The sequence below is a fragment of the Arsukibacterium ikkense genome, from assembly GCF_000987775.1.
In the GTDB taxonomy this organism is placed as follows: domain Bacteria; phylum Pseudomonadota; class Gammaproteobacteria; order Enterobacterales; family Alteromonadaceae; genus Alishewanella; species Alishewanella ikkense.
The window spans coordinates 52,058-74,872 of record NZ_LAHO01000003.1; the positions used below are offsets into that span (position 1 = coordinate 52,058).

General features: G+C 47.2%; 19 protein-coding genes. 13 read left to right on the plus strand and 6 right to left on the minus strand.

All coding sequences use genetic code 11. From position 1 onward, the window contains the following. Positions 1–47: 47 nt before the first annotated feature. Complete coding sequence (locus WG68_RS03920; protein ID WP_046556368.1) at positions 48–2,657, minus strand: TonB-dependent receptor plug domain-containing protein; 2,610 nt, start codon at positions 2,655–2,657, stop codon at positions 48–50. A 168-nt stretch (positions 2,658–2,825) separates the two neighbouring features. On the opposite strand from WG68_RS03920, the gene WG68_RS03925 reads away from it, so the two are divergent. From WG68_RS03925 to WG68_RS03945, 5 genes are all read left to right on the plus strand, one after another. Beyond that, entirely contained in the window at positions 2,826–3,395 is a 570-nt protein-coding gene (locus tag WG68_RS03925) for a GNAT family N-acetyltransferase (RefSeq protein ID WP_046556369.1), read from the plus strand. Next, the gene (locus tag WG68_RS03930; RefSeq protein ID WP_046556370.1) at positions 3,395–4,729 is read left to right on the plus strand and encodes an NAD(P)/FAD-dependent oxidoreductase; all 1,335 of its coding nucleotides are present in this window, start codon (positions 3,395–3,397) and stop codon (positions 4,727–4,729) included. Before WG68_RS03925 ends, WG68_RS03930 begins: the two co-directional genes overlap by 1 nt. Positions 4,730–4,805: 76 nt before the next feature. Then, positions 4,806–5,444, plus strand: a complete 639-nt coding sequence (locus tag WG68_RS03935; protein ID WP_046556371.1) for a LysE family translocator — start codon at positions 4,806–4,808, stop codon at positions 5,442–5,444. Between the two features lie 86 nt (positions 5,445–5,530). Continuing rightward, positions 5,531–6,445 (plus strand): oxygen-dependent tRNA uridine(34) hydroxylase TrhO, encoded by a 915-nt coding sequence (gene trhO, locus WG68_RS03940; RefSeq protein WP_046556372.1) that lies wholly within the window; start codon positions 5,531–5,533, stop codon positions 6,443–6,445. Between the two features lie 178 nt (positions 6,446–6,623). Next, positions 6,624–7,193, plus strand: coding sequence for a YceI family protein (locus tag WG68_RS03945; protein ID WP_046556604.1), 570 nt, complete (start codon positions 6,624–6,626; stop codon positions 7,191–7,193). A 39-nt stretch (positions 7,194–7,232) separates the two neighbouring features. On the opposite strand, the gene WG68_RS03950 is transcribed toward WG68_RS03945, so the two are convergent. From WG68_RS03950 to ubiG, 5 genes are all read right to left on the minus strand, one after another. After that, positions 7,233–8,210, minus strand: coding sequence for a tetratricopeptide repeat protein (locus tag WG68_RS03950; RefSeq protein ID WP_052748951.1), 978 nt, complete (start codon positions 8,208–8,210; stop codon positions 7,233–7,235). Between the two features lie 70 nt (positions 8,211–8,280). Continuing rightward, positions 8,281–8,535 (minus strand): class I ribonucleotide reductase maintenance protein YfaE, encoded by a 255-nt coding sequence (gene yfaE / locus WG68_RS03955; protein ID WP_046556373.1) that lies wholly within the window; start codon positions 8,533–8,535, stop codon positions 8,281–8,283. Between the two features lie 11 nt (positions 8,536–8,546). After that, positions 8,547–9,677 carry a class Ia ribonucleoside-diphosphate reductase subunit beta gene (gene nrdB / locus WG68_RS03960; protein ID WP_046556374.1) on the minus strand — a complete coding sequence of 377 codons (1,131 nt, stop codon included), beginning with the start codon at positions 9,675–9,677 and terminating at the stop codon, positions 8,547–8,549. Between the two features lie 71 nt (positions 9,678–9,748). Further along, on the minus strand, positions 9,749–12,034 hold the full coding sequence (nrdA, locus tag WG68_RS03965) for a class 1a ribonucleoside-diphosphate reductase subunit alpha (RefSeq protein ID WP_046556606.1): 2,286 nt from the start codon (positions 12,032–12,034) through the stop codon (positions 9,749–9,751). A 349-nt stretch (positions 12,035–12,383) separates the two neighbouring features. After that, complete coding sequence (gene ubiG / locus WG68_RS03970; protein ID WP_046556375.1) at positions 12,384–13,100, minus strand: bifunctional 2-polyprenyl-6-hydroxyphenol methylase/3-demethylubiquinol 3-O-methyltransferase UbiG; 717 nt, start codon at positions 13,098–13,100, stop codon at positions 12,384–12,386. Between the two features lie 186 nt (positions 13,101–13,286). Between ubiG and gyrA the strand changes: the two genes are divergently transcribed. The 8 genes from gyrA to WG68_RS04010 all read left to right on the plus strand — a co-directional run bounded on the left by gyrA (position 13,287) and on the right by WG68_RS04010 (position 22,814). Further along, a complete protein-coding gene (gene gyrA, locus WG68_RS03975) occupies positions 13,287–15,938 on the plus strand; it encodes a DNA topoisomerase (ATP-hydrolyzing) subunit A (protein WP_046556376.1) in 2,652 nt (883 codons plus the stop codon). Positions 15,939–16,042: 104 nt separating this feature from the next. Beyond that, positions 16,043–17,140 (plus strand): 3-phosphoserine/phosphohydroxythreonine transaminase, encoded by a 1,098-nt coding sequence (gene serC / locus WG68_RS03980; RefSeq protein ID WP_046556377.1) that lies wholly within the window; start codon positions 16,043–16,045, stop codon positions 17,138–17,140. Continuing rightward, positions 17,137–18,417 (plus strand): 3-phosphoshikimate 1-carboxyvinyltransferase, encoded by a 1,281-nt coding sequence (gene aroA / locus WG68_RS03985; RefSeq protein ID WP_046556378.1) that lies wholly within the window; start codon positions 17,137–17,139, stop codon positions 18,415–18,417. The genes serC and aroA overlap by 4 nt, the downstream gene beginning before the upstream one ends. A gap of 154 nt (positions 18,418–18,571) precedes the next feature. Further along, positions 18,572–19,264, plus strand: a complete 693-nt coding sequence (cmk, locus tag WG68_RS03990; RefSeq protein WP_046556379.1) for a (d)CMP kinase — start codon at positions 18,572–18,574, stop codon at positions 19,262–19,264. Positions 19,265–19,371: 107 nt separating this feature from the next. Further along, positions 19,372–21,051 (plus strand): 30S ribosomal protein S1, encoded by a 1,680-nt coding sequence (gene rpsA, locus WG68_RS03995; protein ID WP_161796349.1) that lies wholly within the window; start codon positions 19,372–19,374, stop codon positions 21,049–21,051. A 41-nt stretch (positions 21,052–21,092) separates the two neighbouring features. Then, positions 21,093–21,398 (plus strand): integration host factor subunit beta, encoded by a 306-nt coding sequence (gene ihfB, locus WG68_RS04000; RefSeq protein ID WP_268753150.1) that lies wholly within the window; start codon positions 21,093–21,095, stop codon positions 21,396–21,398. A gap of 37 nt (positions 21,399–21,435) precedes the next feature. Further along, on the plus strand, positions 21,436–21,678 hold the full coding sequence (locus tag WG68_RS04005; RefSeq protein ID WP_046556381.1) for a LapA family protein: 243 nt from the start codon (positions 21,436–21,438) through the stop codon (positions 21,676–21,678). 5 nt (positions 21,679–21,683) lie between these two features. Next, complete coding sequence (locus WG68_RS04010) at positions 21,684–22,814, plus strand: tetratricopeptide repeat protein (protein WP_046556382.1); 1,131 nt, start codon at positions 21,684–21,686, stop codon at positions 22,812–22,814. Position 22,815: the final 1 nt, after the last annotated feature.

The window sequence follows — 22,815 nt, forward strand, 5'->3', positions numbered from 1 at the left end:
TAAAAAAAGCCCGGGTTACCGGGCTTTTGCATTATGTTGTTTTAGCGTTAGAAACGATAAACGCCTTTTACGTAATAGTAGCCGCCATTAATCCCCATAGGCGAGGTTTCATAGTACTTAGCACCAAAAGCACCATTTGGTAAGCCAACTGCGCTCATATTAATGCGCTCAGGCTTGGTATCAAATAGATTTTGGGCACCAATGGCCACTGAGAAACTATCATTAATAAAATAGCTTAATTCAGCGTCAAAAGTGACTTTTGCTTTGGCATTAACCTCAGTGCCTGGATCGCCGGGCACACCCACCCAGTCAACATGCACGCCCTGATACTCACCATAGTAATTTGATCTTAAGAAGAACGACCAATCATCATAGCTCTGGCTCCAGGTTAAGGTAGCGCGGTGGTTTGGTAAGTCATTCTCAAGCCGGGAAACTTTATCCAGGCCAGTAATGGCTGTTGCGCTTTTAACCTTGGTATCGGTCCAGTTATAAGCAAAGTTAAAGCTGCTGCGGCCATCTAACAAGAAGGTTGAGTAACTGGCGACAAAGTCGACACCCTGAGTTTTGGTATCAAAATCATTGGTAAAGAAGCTGACTTGTTGAATAGAATCAACGTTCTTGACACCTGCGGCTCTTAACGCTTCGCGGTTGGCATCAGTAAGATTAATTTTACTGGATTGACTGATCCTGTCATCAACATCGATACGGAAGTAGTCAAGTGTCATAAAGACAGCTGCGCCTGAATAAACCACACCTAAAGCATAACTGGTGGATTCTTCAGGTTGCAGCTCTGAACCGCCCAGCTCTAACGATACCGGGTTGGTAGGTGGTAATAACGCTGAATCAACCAGTAAGCCTGACTCAAGGTTTGTCTGCACGTTACTGACGTTGGCCTGACCAACAGTGGGTGCCCGGAAACCCGTGCTGTGAGATGCCCGCACTGCCCAATCATCGGTTAACCGGAATTGTCCGGTAAGTTTGTAATTCAAGGTTGAACCAAAGGTATCATAATCTTCAAAACGTAACGCAAAGCCCAATAGCAATGCTTCCGTTACTTCAGCTTCTACGTCAGTATAAAGAGCGTAGTTTCTGCGCGATGACACGCCGGCATCTTCAGGTTTAAATCCAGGAAAACCATTGGAGCCAATACTGAAGCCCTGATCGACAAAGTCACCTACCTGAAACGAGGCAAAATCACCTGCAACTACCTCAAACGACTCTTCGGTCCACTGAGCACCAAAAGCCACGGTTAAGTCTTCATATATACCAACGGGCACGAACTTAACAAAGTCAGCCGTGAAGTTTTTTTCCAGTTGGATGTATTTGCCGGGGTTAAATTCAGTTGGAGAATCCAGCCCCAGCGAGGCATTGATGGTGTTGGTCATCATGTAACTTGACTCGTTCCGACCCACAGAGCCGCTAAAGTCATACATAATGCCTTCAAAATAGCCACTCTTAAACTCGCCTTTAGTCCCTGCAGTCAGTGATGTATCTGTTACGTTACCACCAAAGGTTGGGGTAAAACCGCCTGGAAACATGGAGAAGAATGAAAAGCAATTGGCGGGTAAGGCATTCACTGCCGAGTTAACCGCATTAAATGGCAAGTTATTGCCATTACCATCAGTCAGGCCAATAGTCGGGCAATTACCGGCTGAGAAGTCAGTGTTACCAATAAGCAGGGTTTCACCGCCATCGTTTGAGAACACACCACCTCGGTTGTACGGGTTACGGTAGTAAAAGCCCCCGGTCACATCACGTTCTGAGTAGTTACCAAAGAGATAAGCTTCTCGGTCATTGCCCAAATCTAAACCAGCATTGATGAAAATAGTGATGTCATCTTTTATTTTGGGCGATCCCCACACCTGGGTAATAGGGGCGATATGAGGGTTACCACCGTCGGCAAAAGCTTGCGCATCCGGGCGCTGCACACTGCGACTGGTCGGATCAACATTTTTGTACTGAAAACTGGCATTGACAAAACCGTTATCAGTTAAGGGCATACCTATGTTACCGGCAAATTCTGTACTGGTGCCGTCACCAGCATAATATTCGCCGTGTTTAACTTCAAAGCTGCCGCCACTGTCGGCATCTTTCAGCACGAAGTTAATTACTCCGGCAATTGCATCAGAGCCATACTGTGCAGCAGCACCGTCTCGTAAAATTTCTACTTGCTTAAGTGCAATGCCGGGAATAACCGATACGTCGGCACCTTGAGCACCGTCATTAATACCACCACCTAAAAAAGCAATAACCGACGATTTGTGTCGACGTTTGCCGTTGGTTAAGATCAAAGTGCTATCGGCTGACAGGCCACGTAAATTCATTGGCCTGACTAAGGTAGCGGCATCACTTATTGGATTAGAATGAACATTAAGTGAGGGGACTGTGGTTGTCATCAGGTTAAGCATATCAGTGCTGCCGTTTTTCATCAGCTCATCAGCACCTATGATATCGATTGGTACCGGTGAATCACCAATTGAGCGGGGGGCTGAACGACTACCCACCACCGCAATTTTTTCTACCGCTTGTTCTTTTGCCGCAGTCTCAGTGGCTTCCTGTGCGACAGCTGCGCCACTTGCTATACCTAACGCAAAAGTGGTTGCTATGGCATACTTAACCGCATGCGCAACCGGATGGTATTTATTGTTGTGTTTCATAGTGTTTTCCTGGATTATTTTTATAGATAACGCTGATTGTTCAAAAGCGCCAAATTAACCATATTTTAAAATTACGCTGTTGTCCATCGCAGTTTTATAGCCATTGGTCGAACAGTTGGTGTTGAATTGACGCAGCCATCCGCTGCAAGCCAGCTTTTACGGGGTTTTATGAAATCGATTGCAGAAATGTCAGCTAACTTTTTTCCACAAGTGATTAAATTAGCGAATCAGGTTCACGGTGATAATTACCTTAATCTTGCCCAGCTTACGGCGTTACACCAACGCGGCATTAAGGATGGTATTGATGCCAGTTATGTCGCTTTACTAGAGTCGAAAGTAGTGGGATACCGACTAAGTTTTGCCGCAGGCCAATGGCCGCTGGATCAGTGGTGTTCTGTAAATCTATGGCCTGTGCTTCCAGACAAGATGGCTTATTTTAAGTCGGTCGCCGTTGCTCCCGAATTGCAAGGACAGGGCCTGGGCTCAACCCTGCTAAAAGCGTCAATAGCGGCATTGACCCAGCAGGGTGCAACTGCCGGCTTAGCACATATCTGGCGGGAAAGCCCGGGCAATGGCGCTGAGCGTTACTTTAGTAAAGCCGGTGCAACACTGCTCAAGGTACATCCGGATCGCTGGTTGCACTTAAGTGAAACGGCGGGCTATATTTGCCCGATTTGTGGTAACCGCTGTCACTGTTCAGCAGCGGAAATGGCGTTGTTATTTCCTGGGAAGAACTGATGTACGATCCTTATATTGACAGTGAGCTAAACAGCAAGCAAACAGATGTCGCCAGCTACTGGCAGGCAGTAACCCCTGGCCAGATTCATTATCCGTCGTTGCAACAGGATCTCAGTTGCGACACTCTGGTTATCGGTGCCGGCTATACCGGTTTAAATTGCGGCCTTGAGCTCGCTGCAGCCGCACAGCGCGATGTGGTGGTGGTTGATGCATTGCAGCCGGGTTGGGGCTGCAGTGGCCGCAATGGTGGCTTTGTACTCAGAGGTACGGGCCGGCTGGGGCTGGCGCAACTGAAAAGTAAGTTTGGCCTGGATACCGCCAGACTATTTCATCAGGAATATGGTGAGGCAGTGGCCAGGGTTAATCAGCTAATTACAGCAGGTAATATTGACTGTCAGCCACAAGCGGCAGGTTATTACAAATTAGCGCATAAAGCGGCGATGGCAAAGGATCTGGCTGAGCAGGCTGAATTTTTGCAGCAACACTTTGGTTATCAGGCGAAATTCCTCACTAAATCACAAATACAGCAGAGCGTGGTTAAGCATCAGCAAGCTGATGCGGCAGTGCATTTCCCTGACTGTTATGGCCTGAACCCACTGGCCTTGGCGCGTGGCTATGCGCAACTGGCGGTTAAGGCCGGTGCCAAACTTTTCGGCCAAACCGCGGTGCGCAGTATTTTACGCCAGGGTGCGGGTTTTAAAGTGATCACTGCGCAAGCAGTGATCAACGCCAGCAATGTCGTGTTAGCAACCAACGCCTATACCGCAAAAGGTTTCTACCCGCAACTTAACAACAGCTGCCTGCCAGTGCTTAGCAGCGTTATTGTTACAGAGCCGCTTACTGACAACCAGTTGCAGCAGCTGAACTGGCAACAAAATAGCATTATGATGGATACCCGAACCCTGAAATATTACTATCGGCTGCTACCCGATAAGCGGATTTTATTTGGTGGTCGTGGTGCCATTACTGGCAAAGCTGCAGCCGACCCCATATATGCCAGTCGTTTGCTGGTGGCGTTAAAACGCTGCTTTGCTGGCCTGGAGCAACTGAACTATCAATATCAGTGGAGTGGTTGGGTAGGGGTATCCTTTGATGATCTACCACGAATTTACTCACCGGAGCCCGGGCTGTTTTATGCCGCGGGCTATTGTGGCAGTGGTTTATCTTTTAGTAGCTTAGCGGGTAAGCGTTTGGCGCAATTGGTCTGTGGGCAACGCCTGCCGGCTTTGCCCATTTACCAAAGTCAGCTGCCAACATTTCCGTTTAGCGCGTTTCGCCGCCAGGGCCAGCAATTATATTATCAGTGGGGACGCTTTAAAGATCATTTTTTATAATCGCTGGCTACTGTCACAGTGATTAAAGCGGTACCATGCTGATTGCATAGCATTTTATCTGTTGGGGAGTGTGGTAATGGCATTTTGGCCGGAGTTTTTACTGATTGCATCTGTGCATCTGCTGGCTGTCGCCAGCCCTGGGCCGGATTTTGCCATAGTACTGCGTTATGCCGTGCGCTATGGCCGCAGGGCCGCAATCTTTGCCAGTTTGGGGATAGGCGTCGCCATTCTGCTGCATGTAACGTATTCTCTGGTGGGTATAGGTGTATTAATTAAAACCACTCCCTGGTTATTTCAATTGCTGTCGGTGCTGGCGGCCTGTTACCTGCTTTATCTGGCGCAGGGAGCGTTACGCTCGAGGCCACCCGTTGGCCAGGAGGCGATAGCTATGGAGCACACCGCTACACCGGCCAGCACCAAAGCTTTTAGTGCAGGCTTTATTACCAATGGCCTGAACCCGAAAGCCACCTTGTTTTTTCTGTCACTGTTTGCCGTGGTGATATCGGCGCAAACACCGCTCAGCTATAAATTGATTTATGGGCTCTACATGGCTGTGGCAACGGCGACCTGGTTTATCTTTTTATCGCTGGTTTTAACCAATACCCGGGTTCGTGGATTTTTACTGTTAAAAGGCTATTGGTTTGACCGCCTGATGGGCTTGCTGTTGCTGGCGTTGGCCGTGCACTTGCTGTTCAGTAGTTTTCAAAGCCTCTGACTTGCCCCTGTTTTATATAAGGGTATAATGCGGGCCGTGATTAATTTGCTCTGGATTTACGATCCAGTATTGCAAGAGGAAACCCTATGTACGTTGTTGCTGCTTTATACCAATTTGTTCATCTGCCTGATTATGTAACTCTGCGCGATACCCTATACAACCTGCTGGTTGACAATAAAGTTAAAGGCACCTTATTGCTGGCTGAAGAAGGTATTAACGGCACTATTTGTGGCGAGCGAGCCGGGATAGATGCGGTTAAAGCCTGGCTTGACAACGAAGGCCGTTTTGATGGCTTAAGTTACAAAGAGTCGTTTGCCGATGAGTTGGCATTCTATCGCACCAAGGTCAAACTGAAGAATGAAATTGTCACCATGGGGGTACCCGGTATCGACCCTAAACATATCGTTGGTACCTATGTTAAAGGCGATGCCTGGAATCAGTTGATTAGCGATCCTGATACTCTGGTGATTGATACTCGTAATGATTATGAAGTTGCCATTGGCACCTTTGCACATGCGATTAATCCTAATACCACTAACTTTCGTGAGTTTCCAACGTGGGCCGCCGATAACCTGGATAAAGCCAAACATAAAAAAGTGGCAATGTTTTGTACCGGCGGTATTCGCTGTGAGAAATCCACTGCCTACTTGAAAGAGCAAGGCTTTGATGAGGTATATCACCTTGATGGCGGCATTTTAAAATATTTAGAGGAGGTGCCTGCTGAACAGAGTTTATGGCAAGGTGAGTGCTTTGTATTTGACCAGCGGGTCGCGGTGAAACACGGTCTGGAGCAGGGCAGCTATGACCAGTGCTATGCCTGCCGGATGCCATTGTCTGTGGCAGAAATGGCCTCTGAGCACTATGTGAAGGGGTTAAGTTGCCCGCATTGCTACAATAAAACCACCGATGAGCAAAAAGCGGCGTTTGCTGAACGGCAAAAACAGGTGCAACTGGCTAACGCCCGTGGTGAAAAGCATATTCGCGACGGTAAATTTGAATAGGCGTTAACCATTTACCGCTTCAGATATGGCCTGAGCTGAATAATCTCAGGCCAAAATCTTTCTAATTAATAGAATGTTAAGCGCGTTTTATTGTAATTTTCTTTCCATTAGTCTGCTGTATGCTGTTGGTATTCATATTTCGTTTAACCATATTGGCAAACTAACCGGAGTCTCAACCATGAAAAAACTTATCTTAGCCAGTGCCCTGGCTGCAGCAGTTGCCCTGCCAGCGCAGGCCGCTGATTATGTAATAGATACTGACGGCGCTCATGCTTTTATTCAATTTAAAATCAGTCATCTTGGTTACAGTTGGCTGTATGGCCGCTTCAATACTTTTAGTGGTGAGTTCAGTTATGATGCGAAAAAACTGACTGACTCAAATATTAATCTGGTGATAGACACTGCCAGCATAGATTCAAACCACACAGAACGCGATCAACATTTACGCAGCCCGGATTTTCTCAATGTGGCCGCCCATCCGCAAGCGACTTTTAGCAGCACCAAGCTGATAGCTAAAGCAGACAATAAGTTTGATTTACATGGTAAATTCACTTTGAATGGTATTAGCCGTGACATCGTAATTGCTGCAGAAAAGCTTGGTGAAGGCACGGATCCCTGGGGTGGCTATCGTGCCGGTTTTGCGGGGGCAACGTCATTTGAATTAAAGGATTTTGGTATTAACTATGATTTAGGTCCCGCCTCATCAACGGTTTATCTTGAACTGACGGTAGAGGGCATTCGGCAGTAACACTGTCAGTCCCGCCTCCTTGCAGTTAGTTACCGCCTTTTACTCTGGCGTGGCTAACTGCAGTTTAACCTGATCTTTTAAATTCATAAACTGCTCATCAGCACTGGTAGTATTGGCAATCTCTGCAAACAACAATTCTGCTCTGACGTTACTGCCTGCCAGCATAAATAACTGTACCAATCTGAGTTTTGCCCAGTTAAGCCGACTTTGCTCGCTATCGGCGTAATAGCCAATATATTCAGACAAGGCAGTGATCCCTTCAAGCACATTATTATTCGTCAGCACGGCCAAGCGGCCTATCTGATACAAGGCACTATAGCGTTGGGCTGGATCCGTGCTGTACTCGGCTGTTTTGCTGTACAACTGCAGCGCGACGATATGTGCATTTTGCCTGGCAAGAATGCTGGCTTTAATGGCCAGTAAGTCAGCTTGGTTCTGTTGCTGCTGCAAATGTTTATCTAACAGCGCAACGGCTTCACTTAACCGTTCTTCCAGAATTAACAGTTGTGCCTGAGCCAGCACGCCTTGTAGTGGATTCAGCTCTGCCAGCAACCTGGCGCGTTCAGCGGCTAACTCTTTGCTGCCGCCTGCCGCAGCGGGAGCTGATTGATAAAAGCTGATTAATGCTTGTTGCGCAGGATAATTGTGTGGATTAACGCTAATAGCCTGTAACAGTAATTGCAAACCATCGCTGGTGCGTTGGCGGGCATTTATCAGAGCGCCATCGGCGGCCAGTACTATTTTGTTAATGCCAGCCAGATAAAGTAATTCGCTATGCTCTGGAAACTCAATAATTAACTGATTTAATAATGTATTGGCTTGTTCTCGCTGCCGCAAATTAAACATTGCCTTGATATACAAAGCAATAAGATCAGGGTTGTGCTTAAACTCAGGTTGCTGGTCAAGCTCGGTGATAATTTTCCGATACTGAGCACGCTCAAACCAATTGCTGGCTTGGTCTAATTCGATTGCCAAAGTAGAAAAACTAAATAACAAACCTAACAAAGCAATCTTCATTAAAACCGGCCTCTGAACAAGATGAACACTGGCTAAGTGTGCGATATAACGCAAATAATTACCAGAGGGCTCAGGGTATTTCAATGTGAATATCAGTAAGCGGAACGCTACAGCAAGGCAAAAATTCGCCCTGACGGACAAATGCCAGCGGTTCATGTAAATACTGAATGCTGCCACTGAGCAGTTTACATCGACAAGCACCGCAATATCCCTCACGGCACTGGTAGCTGATATCTGGTAATTGCTGTTCAAGGCTATGCAGGATGCTGGGTTGGCTACCATCAAAGCTGATGGCAGCTTGTCCTGCTACTGTAATTTCAGGCATCTAAGGTGGAATTAAAGATCAAAATCGCCGAATTCATCACCATCAACCTCATTGTCGATCTGGCCAACCAGATAAGAGCTGATTTCAGATTCCTGCGGTGCGACCTGGACATTATCTGACACCAGCCAGGCGTTAATCCACGGAATAGGGTTTTGCGTGGTGCTAAAACGGGCTTTTAAACCAACGGCTTGCATTCTGCTGTTGGTAATATATTCAACATACTGACACAAAATATCTTTGTTCAGGCCAATCATCGAACCATCTTTAAACAAATACTGGGCCCAATCTTTCTCTTGCTCAGCGGCCTTTAGAAAAATGGCATAGGCTTGTTCTTCACATTCTTTGGCAATTTCTGCCATTTGCGGATCATCGTCACCTGCGGCCATAATGTTCAGTATATGCTGGGTACCAGTCAGATGCAGCGCCTCGTCGCGAGCGATCAACTTAATAATTTTGGCGTTACCTTCCATCAGTTCACGCTCAGCAAAGGCAAAACTACAGGCGAAGCTGACATAGAACCGGATAGCTTCCAGCACATTGACCGACAACATGCACAGATATAAACGTTTTTTCAGCTCGCGTAAGGTAATGCTAACTGTCTGACCATTGATCTGATGATCACCTTCACCGCAGCGCTGATACAGGTTGATACCTTCGATCAGGCTGTCATAGTAGCGGGTGACATCGACTGCACGCTCCAGAATCTTCTCATTGAGCATAATATCATCAAAGACTTTGTGCGGCTCTGCGGTGATATTACGTACAATATGGGTATAGCTACGGCTATGAATAGTTTCACTAAAGGCCCAGGTTTCAATCCAGGTTTCCAGCTCTGGTATCGAGACAATAGGTAAAAAGGCCACATTCGGTGAACGGCCCTGTACTGAATCCAGTAACGTCTGATACTTCAGGTTACTTAAAAAAATGTGTTTTTCGTGATCTGGCAGGTTCTGAAAATCAATCCGGTCTTTACTAACGTCAATTTCTTCCGGCCGCCAGAAAAAACTCAATTGTTTTTCAATCAGCTTTTCAAAGATAGGGTACTTTTGCTGATCATAACGTGACACGTTGACCGCATTACCGAAGAACATCGGCTCTTTCAGTTGATCATTCATTACGCGATTAAAAGTGGTATACGCCATTGCTGTAAATATCCTGATTAAAAACCTGTCGTTATTACGCTCCGGCTTAGCAGAGCGATGACTTTTCCGTGTTAAATTTTGCAGGCCCCGCCGGCACAGCCGTCGTCTTCCTGCTCAGGTTTAATATCTTCCTGCATATCAGCTGCACCGTCACGGGTATTGTGGTAATACATGGTTTTTACCCCCAGCTTGTATGCGGTAAGCAGGTCTTTTAACAACAACTTCATCGGTACCCGGCCACCGTCAAATTTATTCGGGTCATAATTGGTGTTGGCCGAAATGGTCTGGTCGACAAACTTCTGCATGATGGCTACCAGGCTCAGATAGCCATCGTTGGATGGAATATCCCATAGCAGTTCATACTGATCCTTTAAACGCTCATACTCCGGCACCACTTGTTTTAAAATGCCATCTTTACTGGCTTTAACACTGATATGGCCACGTGGTGGTTCGATGCCATTGGTCGCGTTAGAAATTTGCGAAGAGGTTTCTGACGGCATCAGGGCTGACAAGGTCGAGTTACGCAGACCAAATTGCAGAATATCTTTGCGTAGCTGCTCCCAGTTCAGTAGCAACGGCTCAGCACATACTTTGTCCAAATCTTTTTTGTAGCTGTCGATAGGCAGTATACCTTCGGCATAAGTGGTTTCATTAAATTTAGGGCAGGGGCCCTGCTCTTGCGCCAGCTTATTTGATGCTTTTAACAGGTAGTACTGAATAGCCTCAAAAGTACGGTGGGTGAGCCCATTGGCCGAACCATCTGAGTATTTCACGCCGTTCTTCGCCAGATAATATGCGTAGTTAATTACGCCAACACCCAAGGTACGGCGATTAATAGAGGCATGGTAAGCGGCCGGAATAGGGTAGTCCTGATAATCCAGTAAGCTATCGAGCGAGCGTACGGCTAACTCTGCCAGTTCGTCCAGCTCGCTCAGTTCTGTTATCGCGCCAAGGTTAAATGCCGACAAAGTACATAGTGCAATTTCACCGTTAGGATCATTCACATGTTCCAATGGCTTGGTTGGCAGGGCAATTTCCAGGCATAAGTTGCTTTGCCGTACCGGGGCCAGTTTCGGGTTAAACGGGCTGTGTGTATTACAGTGATCCACGTTCTGCAGATAAATGCGGCCGGTACTGGCCCGCTCCTGCATAAACAAGGTAAATAACTCTAACGCCTTGATCCGCTTTTTACGGATACTGCTATCGGCTTCATACTTAACATACAGCTTGTCAAATTGCTCCTGATCCTGGAAAAACGCATCGTATAAGCCCGGCACATCTGACGGGCTGAACAGGGTAATGTAGTCATCTTTAATTAAGCGGGTATACATCAGCCGGTTAAACTGCACACCGTAATCTAAATGGCGCACTCGGTTTTCTTCCACCCCGCGGTTGTTTTTCAATACCAGCAGCGATTCGACTTCTAAATGCCATAATGGGAAAAACAAGGTCGCCGCACCACCACGCACACCACCTTGTGAGCAACTCTTAACGGCGGTCTGGAAATGCTTGTAAAACGGTATACAACCGGTGTGGAAAGCTTCGCCGTTGCGAATAGGGCTGCCTAATGCCCGAATGCGGCCAGCGTTAATGCCAATGCCGGCGCGCTGCGACACGTACTTAACAATGGCGCTGGAAGTGGCGTTAATCGAATCCAGACTGTCACCGCACTCAATTAATACGCAAGAGCTGAACTGACGGGTTGGCGTACGCACACCTGACATAATCGGCGTAGGCAGCGATAACTTAAATAACGACGTAGCATCATAAAAGCGGCGAACAAAATCTAAACGGGTACTTTTAGGGTAATTAGCAAACAAACAGGCGGCCACCAGAATATATAAAAACTGGGCACTTTCATAAATTTCACCGCTAACCCGGTTTTGTACCAGATATTTACCTTCCAGCTGTTTAACGGCCGCATAACTAAAATTTAAGTCGCGACCATGATCAATAAAGCTATTGATCGTTTCCAGCTCTTCCCGGCTGTAGTCTGCCAGAATATGCTGATCATAACGCTTGGCTTCTACCATCTTAACTAAATGGTCGTACAGGTGTGGCGGTTCAAACTGACCATAAGCTTTTTTACGCAAATGGAACACCGCCAATCTGGCTGCCAGATACTGATAATCAGGGCTGTCTTTTGAAATCAGATCGGCCGCAGCTTTAATAATGGTTTCATGAATATCAGCCGACTTAATACCATCATAAAACTGAATATGAGATTTTAACTCAACCTGTGATACCGAGACGTTGTGCAGGCCTTCGGCAGCCCAGGTAATGACCCGGTGAATTTTATCTAAATCGAGAGGTTCACGGCGTCCGTCACGTTTGGTGACAAAGAGTTTTTGCGTCATCGCTGAAGAGTTCCGTTTCAATGTTATTATTAACTGACAGCCCGTTAGCGCACGGCCCATTACACGCACCTGATTGCTGGCGTTTTGCACAACATATAGGTGTAAATTAAAAACTGATCACAAGATAGTGTGGATTGAGGGTTTTTGCAAGGGCGCAAATTGCTGAAAAAAAAGTCGCTACTGCAGCCGGTTAGTAGCTACTAACCTGTAAGCGCTTATCGGAGAAATGGCATAAATGAAGCAAGCTTTTTCTTCGCCATAAAATTATTTGTTCTAAGCAGCAGCTTTTAAGTGTAACTGGCTATTTGATGGCCGTTAGTCTGAGCTCTAACGCCATCAGACAACTGATTCAGCTATTAGCCGGCTTACGAGCCACCACAAAATAGTTTACATCCAGGCCAGGCCCGATTTTAAAGCTGTTATTGAACGGATTAAAATGCAGGCCGGTGGCATCGACCAGTTCCAGACCCGCCTGTTCGATATCACGCATCAGTTGCGATGGCCGGATAAACTTACTGAACTGATGGGTACCTTTGGGCACCAGTTGCAGAATATATTCTGCACCAACGATCGCCATAGCATAGGCTTTTAGCGTTTTGTTAATAGTGGAAAAAAACAGTAAACCACCCGGTTTGGCTAAATCAGCGCAGGCCTGTACCACTGACGCTGGCGCCGGCACATGTTCCAGCATCTCCATACAGGTAACAATATCAAAGGCAGCTGGCTGGCTGGCTGCAAAAGCCTCAGCCGTACTTTGCTGATAACTGAGGTTAACACCGGTTTCCAGTGCATGCAGTCGCGCCACTGCCAGCGCATCGTCGGCCATATCAATGCCGGTAACTTCAGCACCGCTGCGGGCGAGGCTTTCTGCTAAAATACCACCGCCACAACCAACATCAACAATGCTTTTACCAAAAACACCGCCCGCGATGTCGCTGATATAGCCCAGTCGGGTAGGGTTTAACAGATGCAGTGGTTTAAATTCACCTTCCAGATCCCACCAACGGGCGGCAATATCATTAAATTTTGCAATTTCAGCTGGATCAACATTTGTATTTTGTGTCATGGTTCAGACCTTAAAATTTTTGCCATTATAAAGCCTTGATCTGTTTCAGCAAATAGCAGACGGGCTTTGGCATGTATAACAGGCATGGCAACTGCCATTTTATGTGGTAGAATCCTGCGTTGTCTCGCGCTTTAAAACATCGAAAAAAGCGAGTTATCTATCTGATTTAAGGGAAATTAGCGTTATATGACAGATCTGGCCAAAGAAATAGTTCCGATTAATATCGAAGAGGAATTAAAAAACTCCTACCTCGATTACGCCATGAGTGTAATTGTTGGCCGGGCTTTACCTGATGTACGGGACGGTTTAAAGCCTGTTCACCGTCGCGTGCTGTTTGCCATGAAAGAATTAGGCAACGACTGGAACAAAGCCTATAAAAAGTCTGCCCGGGTAGTGGGTGACGTTATCGGTAAATATCACCCGCATGGTGACAGCGCTGTATACGACACCATAGTACGGATGGCTCAGCCATTCTCGCTACGTTATATGCTGGTAGATGGTCAGGGCAACTTCGGTTCTATCGATGGCGACTCCGCGGCAGCAATGCGTTATACCGAAGTCAGAATGGCCCGGATTGCTCATGAACTATTGGCCGATTTAGATAAAGAAACGGTTGATTTTGTGCCTAACTATGATGGCACAGAGCAAATCCCGGCAGTATTGCCAACTAAAATCCCTAACTTATTAATTAATGGCTCCTCCGGTATTGCGGTAGGTATGGCCACCAATATTCCACCGCATAACTTAAATGAAGTTATCGATGGTTGTCTGGCATTAATCGCTAACCCGGATATTGAACTACATGAATTAATGCAGTTTATTCCAGGGCCAGATTTCCCGACGGCCGCTATTATCAATGGCCGTAAAGGCATTGAAGAAGCCTACCGTACCGGCCGTGGCAAGGTGTACATTCGCAGTAAAACCTTTATTGAGACCGATGAGAAAACCGGCCGTGAAACGATTATTGTTCACGAACTGCCGTACCAGGTTAATAAAGCCCGCTTAATTGAAAAAATAGCTGAGCTGGTAAAAGAAAAACGGATTGAGGGCATTTCAGCACTACGTGATGAGTCTGACAAAGACGGCATGCGGATTGTTATTGAGCTGAAACGCGGCGAATCGTCCGATGTAATGCTGAACCAGCTGTATTCCAATACTCAGATGCAAACGGTGTTTGGCATTAACATGGTGGCACTGGACGATGGCCAGCCCAAGCTGCTTAGTTTAAAGCAAATGCTGGAATGCTTTGTGCTGCACCGGCGTGAAGTAGTAACACGCCGCACTGTGTACGACTTACGTAAAGCGCGCGACCGGGCACATATTCTGGAAGGTCTGGCGATTGCCCTGGCCAACATTGACGAAATTATCGAGTTGATTAAAACCTCTGCCAACTCGGCTGAAGCCAAAGCAGGCTTAATTGCCCGAGGCTGGCAGTTGGGTGATGTCAGCGCGATGTTAGAGCGGGCCGGTGAAAATGCTGCTCGCCCAGAATGGCTGGAAGAGCACTTTGGTATTCGCGATAACCTGTATTTCCTGACTGAACAACAAGCTCAGGCTATTCTGGATTTACGTTTGCATAAGCTGACCGGCTTAGAGCATGAAAAAATTCTGGATGAATATAAGCAGCTGTTAGAGCTGATTGCTGAATTACTGCATATTCTGGCCAGCCCAGAACGGTTAATGGAAGTTATTTGCGAAGAACTGGAAGCCGCCAAAGCGCAGTATGGCGATGCCCGTCGCACCGATATTCAGGATAATATGCTGGATATCAATATGGAAGATTTGATTACCGAAGAAGATGTGGTAGTAACCCTGTCGCATCTGGGCTATGCCAAGTATCAGCCATTGTCTGATTACGAAGCGCAGCGCCGCGGCGGTAAAGGTAAAGCCGCGACCACGGTAAAAGACGAAGATTTTGTCGATAAGCTGCTGGTTGCCAGTACCCACGACACCATTTTATGCTTCTCGAACCGCGGCCGTCTGTATTGGATGAAGGTTTATCAGTTACCGCTGGCCAGCCGCACAGCACGGGGTAAACCGATTGTTAACTTACTGCCGCTGGAGCAGGGGGAGCGGATCAACGCTATTTTACCGGTACGCGAGTATGAAGAAGGCAAATACGTGTTTATGGCGACCGCCAACGGTACGGTGAAGAAAACCGCCCTTACTGATTACTCACGGCCACGCTCAAACGGTATTATTGCCGTTAACCTGAATGAAGGCGATCACCTGATTGGCGTGGATATTACCGATGGCAGCAATGAAATTATGCTGTTCTCAGATGATGGCAAGGTAGTGCGCTTCACTGAAGATCAGGTTCGCGGCATGGGCCGAACTGCAACTGGCGTAAGGGGTATCCGCTTACGCGAGGGTGGCTCGGTAGTCTCACTGATCATTCCAAAAGGTGATGGAGCGGTACTCACGGTAACTGAAAACGGTTATGGTAAGCGTACTTCATTAACCGAATACCCAGCGAAGAGTCGGGCAACCCAGGGCGTGGTATCGATTAAAGTATCAGAGCGTAATGGTCTGGTCGTCGGTGCCGTACAGGTATGTGAAACAGATGAAATTATGATGATTTCAAACCGTGGCACCCTGGTACGGACCCGGGTCAAAGAAGTGTCTGAAGTGGGCCGAAATACCCAGGGCGTAATTCTGATCCGTACTCAGGATCAGGAGAAAGTGGTTGGAGTGGCGAAGGTTGATGAAATTCAGGAGCAAGACTTGCCACATGACGCTGAGGATGGTGCCGAGCTGACAACGGCCAGTGCTGACGTAGCAGGTCCGGATCTGCAGGACAGCCAGTTAGCACAAGACAACGATACTGAGCAGTCGTAACACATCCAAAAACGGGCGCAGTAGCGCTCGTTTTTTTTAGCTGCAGCAGACAAACATTACATATTTCAATCATGACGAATTTTAATAATTGCGAGTAGTTATAAATGACCACCTTTAATTTTTGTGCCGGCCCGGCCATGTTACCAACGGCTGTGATGCAACAGGCACAGCAGGAATTTATTAACTGGCAGCAACAAGGCTGCTCAGTGATGGAAATAAGCCATCGCAGCAAACCTTTTATTAAGGTTGCGGCGGAGGCTGAGCAGGACTTACGGGATTTACTACAGATCCCAGACAACTATAAAGTGTTGTTTATGCATGGTGGTGGCCGTGGTCAGTTCTCAGCTGTGCCGCTTAACCTGTTTCAAGCAGCAGCTAACGCCACTAAAAGCAGTGCCGATTATATTGTTTCCGGCGCCTGGTCAAAGGCAGCAGTGGAAGAGGGTCATAAATACGGCAAGCTGAATGTGCAGGATATCCGTCACACCACTGACGCCGGGCTCAGAACCATAACGGATCCGAGCCAATGGCAACTTAACAGCAATGCTGCCTTCGTGCATTGTTGTCCGAATGAAACCGTAGATGGCGTCGAGTTTACCGGTTTACCGCAAACCGATGTGCCGATAGTGGCCGATTTATCTTCCACTATCTTATCGCGGCCGATAGATGTCAGCCGCTACGGGGTAATTTATGCCGGTGCACAGAAAAATATCGGCCCCTCTGGTTTAACCCTGGCCATTGTGCGGGAAGATTTACTACCTGCGGCAAATGCCGCTATTCCGGCAGTACTGGATTATCGGTTAGCGGCAGACAATGACAGCATGTTTAATACTCCGCCAACCTTTGCCTGGTATTTAGCTGGACTGGTATTTAAGTGGCTGAAACAGCAGGGTGGCATAACTGAAATGGCAACGCGTAACCAGGAAAAGGCCAGCTTACTGTATGATTATATAGATAAAAGTGATTTTTATAGTAATGATGTTGTGAAAGCCTACCGCTCCTGGATGAATGTACCGTTTTTCCTTGGCGACGAGCGCTTAAATGATATGTTTGTTGAGCAGGCGCAGCAGCATGGCCTGCTGGCATTAAAAGGCCACCGGATGGTGGGCGGCATGCGCGCCAGTATTTACAATGCCATGCCACTTGAGGGTGTGCAAACGCTGGTCAGTTTTATGCAGGAATTTGAGCGGGTAAACGGATGAAGACACTAACTTTACAGCCTATTGCCAACGTCGCCGGTGAAGTGCATCTGCCTGGTTCGAAAAGTATTTCTAACCGGGTGCTGCTGCTGGCGGCACTGGCAGAAGGGACGACTCATATCACTAATCTGCTGGACAGCGATGATGTGCGGCATATGCTCACGGCCTTAACGGCACTGGGTATCAGTTATAAGTTATCTGAGTGTCGCACGCAGTGCGAGGTGCGTGGTATAGGCAGTTTATTTAACCATCCGCAGCCGCTCACCCTGTTTCTTGGTAATGCCGGCACCGCCATGCGGCCATTAACAGCGGCGTTGGCGGCATCTAAGGTTGATATTACCCTGACCGGTGAGCCGCGTATGTACGAGCGGCCTATTGGCCATTTGGTTGACGCACTTAGTCAATTAAAGGCTGATATCCATTACCTGGAAAACGACGGCTATCCGCCTTTACATATAAAAGGCAAAGCACTCTTGGGTGGCCAAATACAAATAGACGGCAGCATTTCCAGCCAGTTTTTAACCGCGGTATTAATGGTTGCACCATTACTGGATGGCGACAGCGATATTGAAATTATCGGCGAACTGGTGTCAAAGCCCTATATCGATATCACCCTGGCGCTGATGCAACGCTTTGGGGTTGAGGTACGCAATGTTGACTATCAGCGTTTTATTATCCGCGGCAATCAGCAATATCGTTCGCCTGGTAACTGGCTGGTAGAGGGCGATGCGTCTTCGGCATCTTATTTTCTGGCGGCGGCAGCGATCAAAGGCGGCAGTATTAGAGTGACCGGCATTGGTAAACATGCGGTGCAGGGCGATATTCACTTTGCTGATGCGTTAGAGGCAATGGGGGCCACAGTTGAGTGGGGGGATGACTACATCCAGGTAACGCGTAACAAGCTTAACGGTATTGATCGTGACTATAATGCCATTCCTGATGCCGCCATGACCATTGCTACCACGGCGCTGTTTGCCAAAGGGCCAACCGTTATTCGTAATGTGTACAACTGGCGGGTGAAAGAAACCGACCGGCTGGCAGCGATGGCCGCAGAACTGCGAAAGGTAGGGGCAGAGGTGGAAGAGGGCCATGACTACCTGAAAATTACTCCGCCAGTGCAATTAAAGCACGCCAGCATTGCCACCTATAACGACCATCGAATGGCGATGTGTTTTTCGCTTGTTGCGCTAAGTGATACCGCTGTGACCATAGAAGATCCGGATTGCACAGCTAAAACTTTCCCCGGCTACTTTCAGCTGTTTCAAAGCCTGCAAAGTTAAGCACATAGCGTGTCATTAATTAGCAGCCCGGGCCAGTAACGGGCTGCTGCTTCATCTCTTTATCGCAACTAAACACAGCTTTTGTCGCAAAAACCTGTATAATATGGCGGTTTTAAAATTTGAATTCGCAGATCATTGCTTTGAAGGAGGTAGGATGCCGCAACATGCACCAGTAATTACCATTGATGGACCCGGAGGCTCAGGCAAAGGCACGCTAAGCCGCTTGTTGGCTCAGAAGTTAGGATGGCAATTACTAGACAGTGGCGCTATCTACCGGGTTCTGGCACTTGCTGCCATGCATCATCAAATAGCAGCTGATGACGAAGATGCGCTGCAACCGTTAGCAGCCCATCTTGATGTACAGTTTAGTGCTGATGAGCAGGGCAATACAAAAGTGACTCTGGAGGGTGAGAATGTCTCACATACTATCCGCACTCAGGAAGTAGCTGACGAAGCGTCAAAAATTGCTTCTTTACCCAGGGTACGCGAAGCCTTATTACGCCGGCAACGGGCGTTTGCCGAAGCCCCAGGCCTGATTGCAGATGGCAGGGATATGGGTACAGTCGTATTCCCACAGGCAGAAGTTAAAATATTTTTAACGGCTGACGCTGCAGAACGCGCCAACCGCAGATATTTAGAGTTGAAACAAAAGGGGCTGGATGTTAATATCGGCGACCTTTTGCACGAAATCCAGGCGCGTGATGAGCGCGATATGAATCGGGCGACAGCGCCGTTAAAACCGGCAACCGATGCTTACATGCTGGATTCGACCAATAAACCTATTGAACAAGTGTTGGAAGAGGTACTTAATTACATTCGCAGCAATACGCTGTTGAAAGTAAGTTAAACACCACAACCACATTTTGGACAGCCCGTAACAAGGAATGTTGCAGGTAAACTTAGCAACCCCATAACGCATGATGCGAAGTGGAGCACTTAACTGAAAAAGTGACTATGACTGAAAATTTTGCACTATTATTTGAGGAAAGCCTCAAGACCATCGAAACCCGCCCGGGTGCCATTGTTAAAGGTACCGTTGTTGCTATTCTGAAAGACGTTGTTATGGTTGACGCCGGTCTTAAATCAGAAGCTGCGATCCCTGTTGAGCAGTTCAAATCGCTGAGCGGTGAAATCGAAGTTAGCGTTGGCGACATCATTGACGTAGCGTTAGATGCTATTGAAGATGGTTTCGGTGAGACCTTATTATCTCGTGAAAAAGCTAAGCGCCATGAGGCCTGGGTTCGCCTGGAAAAAGCTTGCGAAGATAAAGAAACTGTTATCGGTGTTATCACTGGTAAAGTTAAAGGTGGTTTTACGGTTGAAGTCGACGGTATTCGTGCCTTCCTGCCAGGTTCATTAGTAGATGTGCGTCCGGTACGCGACACTTTACACCTGGAAAATAAAGAACTTGAATTCAAAGTTATCAAACTGGATCAAAAGCGTAACAACGTGGTGGTTTCACGTCGTGCCGTGATCGAATCAGAAAGCAGCCAGGAACGTGATCAGCTGTTAGAAACCTTAGAAGAAGGTATGGAAGTTAAAGGTATCGTTAAGAACCTGACTGACTACGGTGCTTTCGTAGACTTAGGTGGCGTTGACGGCTTACTGCATATCACTGATATGGCATGGAAGCGCGTGAAGCACCCAAGCGAAATTGTTAACGTTGGCGATGAAATTCCAGTTAAAGTACTGAAATTCGACCGCGAGAAGCAACGTGTATCGTTAGGCCTGAAGCAAATGGGTGAAGATCCATGGGCCGCTATTGCCTCACGTTACCCAGAAGGTGCCCGCATCTCTGGTCGCGTAACCAACTTAACTGACTATGGCTGCTTCGTAGAAATCGAAGAAGGCGTAGAAGGTTTAGTTCACGTTTCAGAAATGGACTGGACTAACAAGAACATTCACCCATCTAAAGTGGTTAACTTAGGTGACTCTGTTGAAGTAATGGTACTGGAAATTGACGAAGAACGTCGTCGTATTTCTTTAGGCCTGAAACAGTGTAAAGCCAACCCATGGGAAGAGTTCGCAAAAGGCTTTAACAAGAATGATCGCGTTAGCGGTAAGATCAAGTCAATCACTGACTTCGGTATCTTTATCGGCTTAGACGGCGGCATCGATGGCCTGGTTCACTTATCTGACATCAGCTGGAATGCCACTGGTGAAGAAGCTGTTCGTGAATTCAAGAAAGGCGACGAAGTACACGCAGTGGTGTTACAAGTTGACCCAGAGCGCGAGCGTATTTCTTTAGGTATCAAACAACTGGATGAAGACCCGTTCAATGGTTACCTTGCTGACAACAAAAAAGGTGCTATCGTTAAAGGTGAAGTAACTGCCGTTGACGCTAAAGGCGCTACTGTGATGTTAGAAGGTGCAGTTGAAGGTTATGTTCGGGTTTCAGATATTGCGCGTGAGCGGATTGAAGATGCCTCAACTGTTCTGAAAGTAGGCGAAGAAGTTGAAGCTCGTTTAATGGGTGTTGATCGCAAAAACCGCGTTATCAGCCTGTCAATCAAAGCGAAATTCGAAGCTGAAGAAAAAGAAGCTATGGATACCGTTAATACCAAGCAGCAAGAAGCTGACTTCGGTGGTAACGCTATGGCCGAAGCATTTAAAGCTGCTCAGAAGCAGGATTAATTGCTAGCAAAGCAGGGGGCAGTTGCCCCTTGCTTTACCATTTGGGTTTTGCAGGAGGGTCTATGACCAAGTCTGAATTGATTGAAAAATTAGCAACCGATTTCCCGCATATTCAAGTCAAGGATGTCGAAGCATCTGTTAAAGAAATTCTGGAACAGATGGCCCAGTCGCTGTCATCGAATGAACGGATTGAAATTCGCGGTTTTGGTAGTTTCTCGTTGCATTATCGTGCACCCCGTATCGGTCGCAATCCTAAAACCGGCGATAAAGTCGAATTAGACGGTAAATACGTCCCGCACTTTAAGCCAGGTAAAGAGTTACGCGATCGGGTAAAAGATAATACCTGATTTCTAATCAGGGCTATTGCCGTACACGGAGTGTGTTTTGAGCAGATTACTGTATCTGATACTGATTATTGCTTTTCTGGTAGTTGGCTTTATCTTTGGTTCGATAAACCAACAACTCACTGATATCCATTTTCTTATTATTAAACTGCAATTACGCGTAGTTGATATCGCTATTATTTTTTTAGTGGCTGGCGTGATATTGGGTTTGGCCATTGCTGCCTGGTTAAGTGTGGCCCGGCGTACAAAACGCTGGTTTAAACATACTACCGAGAAAACCTGACCTTTATGCTGGAATGGCTATTTTTATTATTGCCTGTTGCCGCCGCTTACGGCTGGTTTATGGGCAAAAATAGCGTTAAGCATACTGAACTGAAAGAACGTGCCAGCGTTACCCGCAACCTTTCTTCCGGCCTGAATTTTCTACTGACTGATCAGGAAGATAAAGCTATCGAGCAGCTGCTTGAACTACTGGATATTGAAGCAGCTACCATAGAAACCTATTTAGCGCTGGCTAATTTATTCCGGCGCAAAGGTGACTGGGACAAGGCTATTCGTATACATGAAAAACTGCATCAGCTAAAACTAGCCAAGCCACAAGCCCAGCAAATTCAATATGAGCTGGCAAAAGACTATTTTTCCGCTGGCTTGTACGACAGAGCCGAGAGCCTGGCGACACCGCTGGTAAAAACCACGCGCTGGCGCGAACCGGCATTAAAGCAACTGTTCAGTATTTTTACCGCCAGTCACGACTGGCATAAAGCGCTGGCGCTACAAACTGAAGTTAGGCAGAGTGAATCGCGTTCTTTAAAAATTGCGCTGGCGAATATGGCCGTGGAAGCGATGCAGAACCAGCCCGATGCCATAGCTTTACAACAGCTTACTGACGCTAACCCCTTAGCTATCCGCCCCCGGTTTGCGCTGGCTAAATTTTATCTGGCAGCAGAGCAGGGCGATCAGGCAAAAGCGCCGTTACTCAGTATTATTAAACAGAAACCGCAATGGAGTGCTGATATTCTGCCTTTATTGCAGCAATGTCATTTTGGCGACGACGAGTGGTATCAATTACTTAGCCAGTTGGCAAATAAGCAACACAATGTTACCGCCTGTGCTTTATTGGCTGATTGGCTGGCTGAGCATGGTTCAGCTACCGCTGCCGAGCAATTCTTACTGGACAAACTGCAACAACAGCCCAGCATTCGGTTATTTCAAAAGCTACTGCAAGTGCGCCAGCATCAATCTAGCGCAGCAGCCGATGCGTTGTTTTCCGTAGAAGAACTGGTACAGGCTTATTTGGCTAAAAAAGTTTTATACAGTTGCCGCAATTGCGGTTTTAAAACCCGTCAGCAATACTGGTTATGCCCCTCTTGCCAACAATGGGAGACCGTAGAGCCCATTACCGGTATTGATGGCCGTTAAT

Excerpts from the sequence above, each read along its gene's own strand:
- WG68_RS03920 (WP_046556368.1), bottom strand. The coding sequence starts at position 2,657 with ATGAAACACAACAATAAATACCATCCGGTTGCGCATGCGGTTAAGTAT.
- WG68_RS03925 (WP_046556369.1), top strand. The coding sequence starts at position 2,826 with ATGAAATCGATTGCAGAAATGTCAGCTAACTTTTTTCCACAAGTGATT.
- WG68_RS03930 (WP_046556370.1), top strand. The coding sequence starts at position 3,395 with ATGTACGATCCTTATATTGACAGTGAGCTAAACAGCAAGCAAACAGAT.
- WG68_RS03935 (WP_046556371.1), top strand. The coding sequence starts at position 4,806 with ATGGCATTTTGGCCGGAGTTTTTACTGATTGCATCTGTGCATCTGCTG.
- trhO (WP_046556372.1), top strand. The coding sequence starts at position 5,531 with ATGTACGTTGTTGCTGCTTTATACCAATTTGTTCATCTGCCTGATTAT.
- WG68_RS03945 (WP_046556604.1), top strand. The coding sequence starts at position 6,624 with ATGAAAAAACTTATCTTAGCCAGTGCCCTGGCTGCAGCAGTTGCCCTG.
- WG68_RS03950 (WP_052748951.1), bottom strand. The coding sequence starts at position 8,210 with ATGAAGATTGCTTTGTTAGGTTTGTTATTTAGTTTTTCTACTTTGGCA.
- yfaE (WP_046556373.1), bottom strand. The coding sequence starts at position 8,535 with ATGCCTGAAATTACAGTAGCAGGACAAGCTGCCATCAGCTTTGATGGT.
- nrdB (WP_046556374.1), bottom strand. The coding sequence starts at position 9,677 with ATGGCGTATACCACTTTTAATCGCGTAATGAATGATCAACTGAAAGAG.
- nrdA (WP_046556606.1), bottom strand. The coding sequence starts at position 12,034 with ATGACGCAAAAACTCTTTGTCACCAAACGTGACGGACGCCGTGAACCT.
- ubiG (WP_046556375.1), bottom strand. The coding sequence starts at position 13,100 with ATGACACAAAATACAAATGTTGATCCAGCTGAAATTGCAAAATTTAAT.
- gyrA (WP_046556376.1), top strand. The coding sequence starts at position 13,287 with ATGACAGATCTGGCCAAAGAAATAGTTCCGATTAATATCGAAGAGGAA.
- serC (WP_046556377.1), top strand. The coding sequence starts at position 16,043 with ATGACCACCTTTAATTTTTGTGCCGGCCCGGCCATGTTACCAACGGCT.
- aroA (WP_046556378.1), top strand. The coding sequence starts at position 17,137 with ATGAAGACACTAACTTTACAGCCTATTGCCAACGTCGCCGGTGAAGTG.
- cmk (WP_046556379.1), top strand. The coding sequence starts at position 18,572 with ATGCCGCAACATGCACCAGTAATTACCATTGATGGACCCGGAGGCTCA.
- rpsA (WP_161796349.1), top strand. The coding sequence starts at position 19,372 with ATGACTGAAAATTTTGCACTATTATTTGAGGAAAGCCTCAAGACCATC.
- WG68_RS04010 (WP_046556382.1), top strand. The coding sequence starts at position 21,684 with ATGCTGGAATGGCTATTTTTATTATTGCCTGTTGCCGCCGCTTACGGC.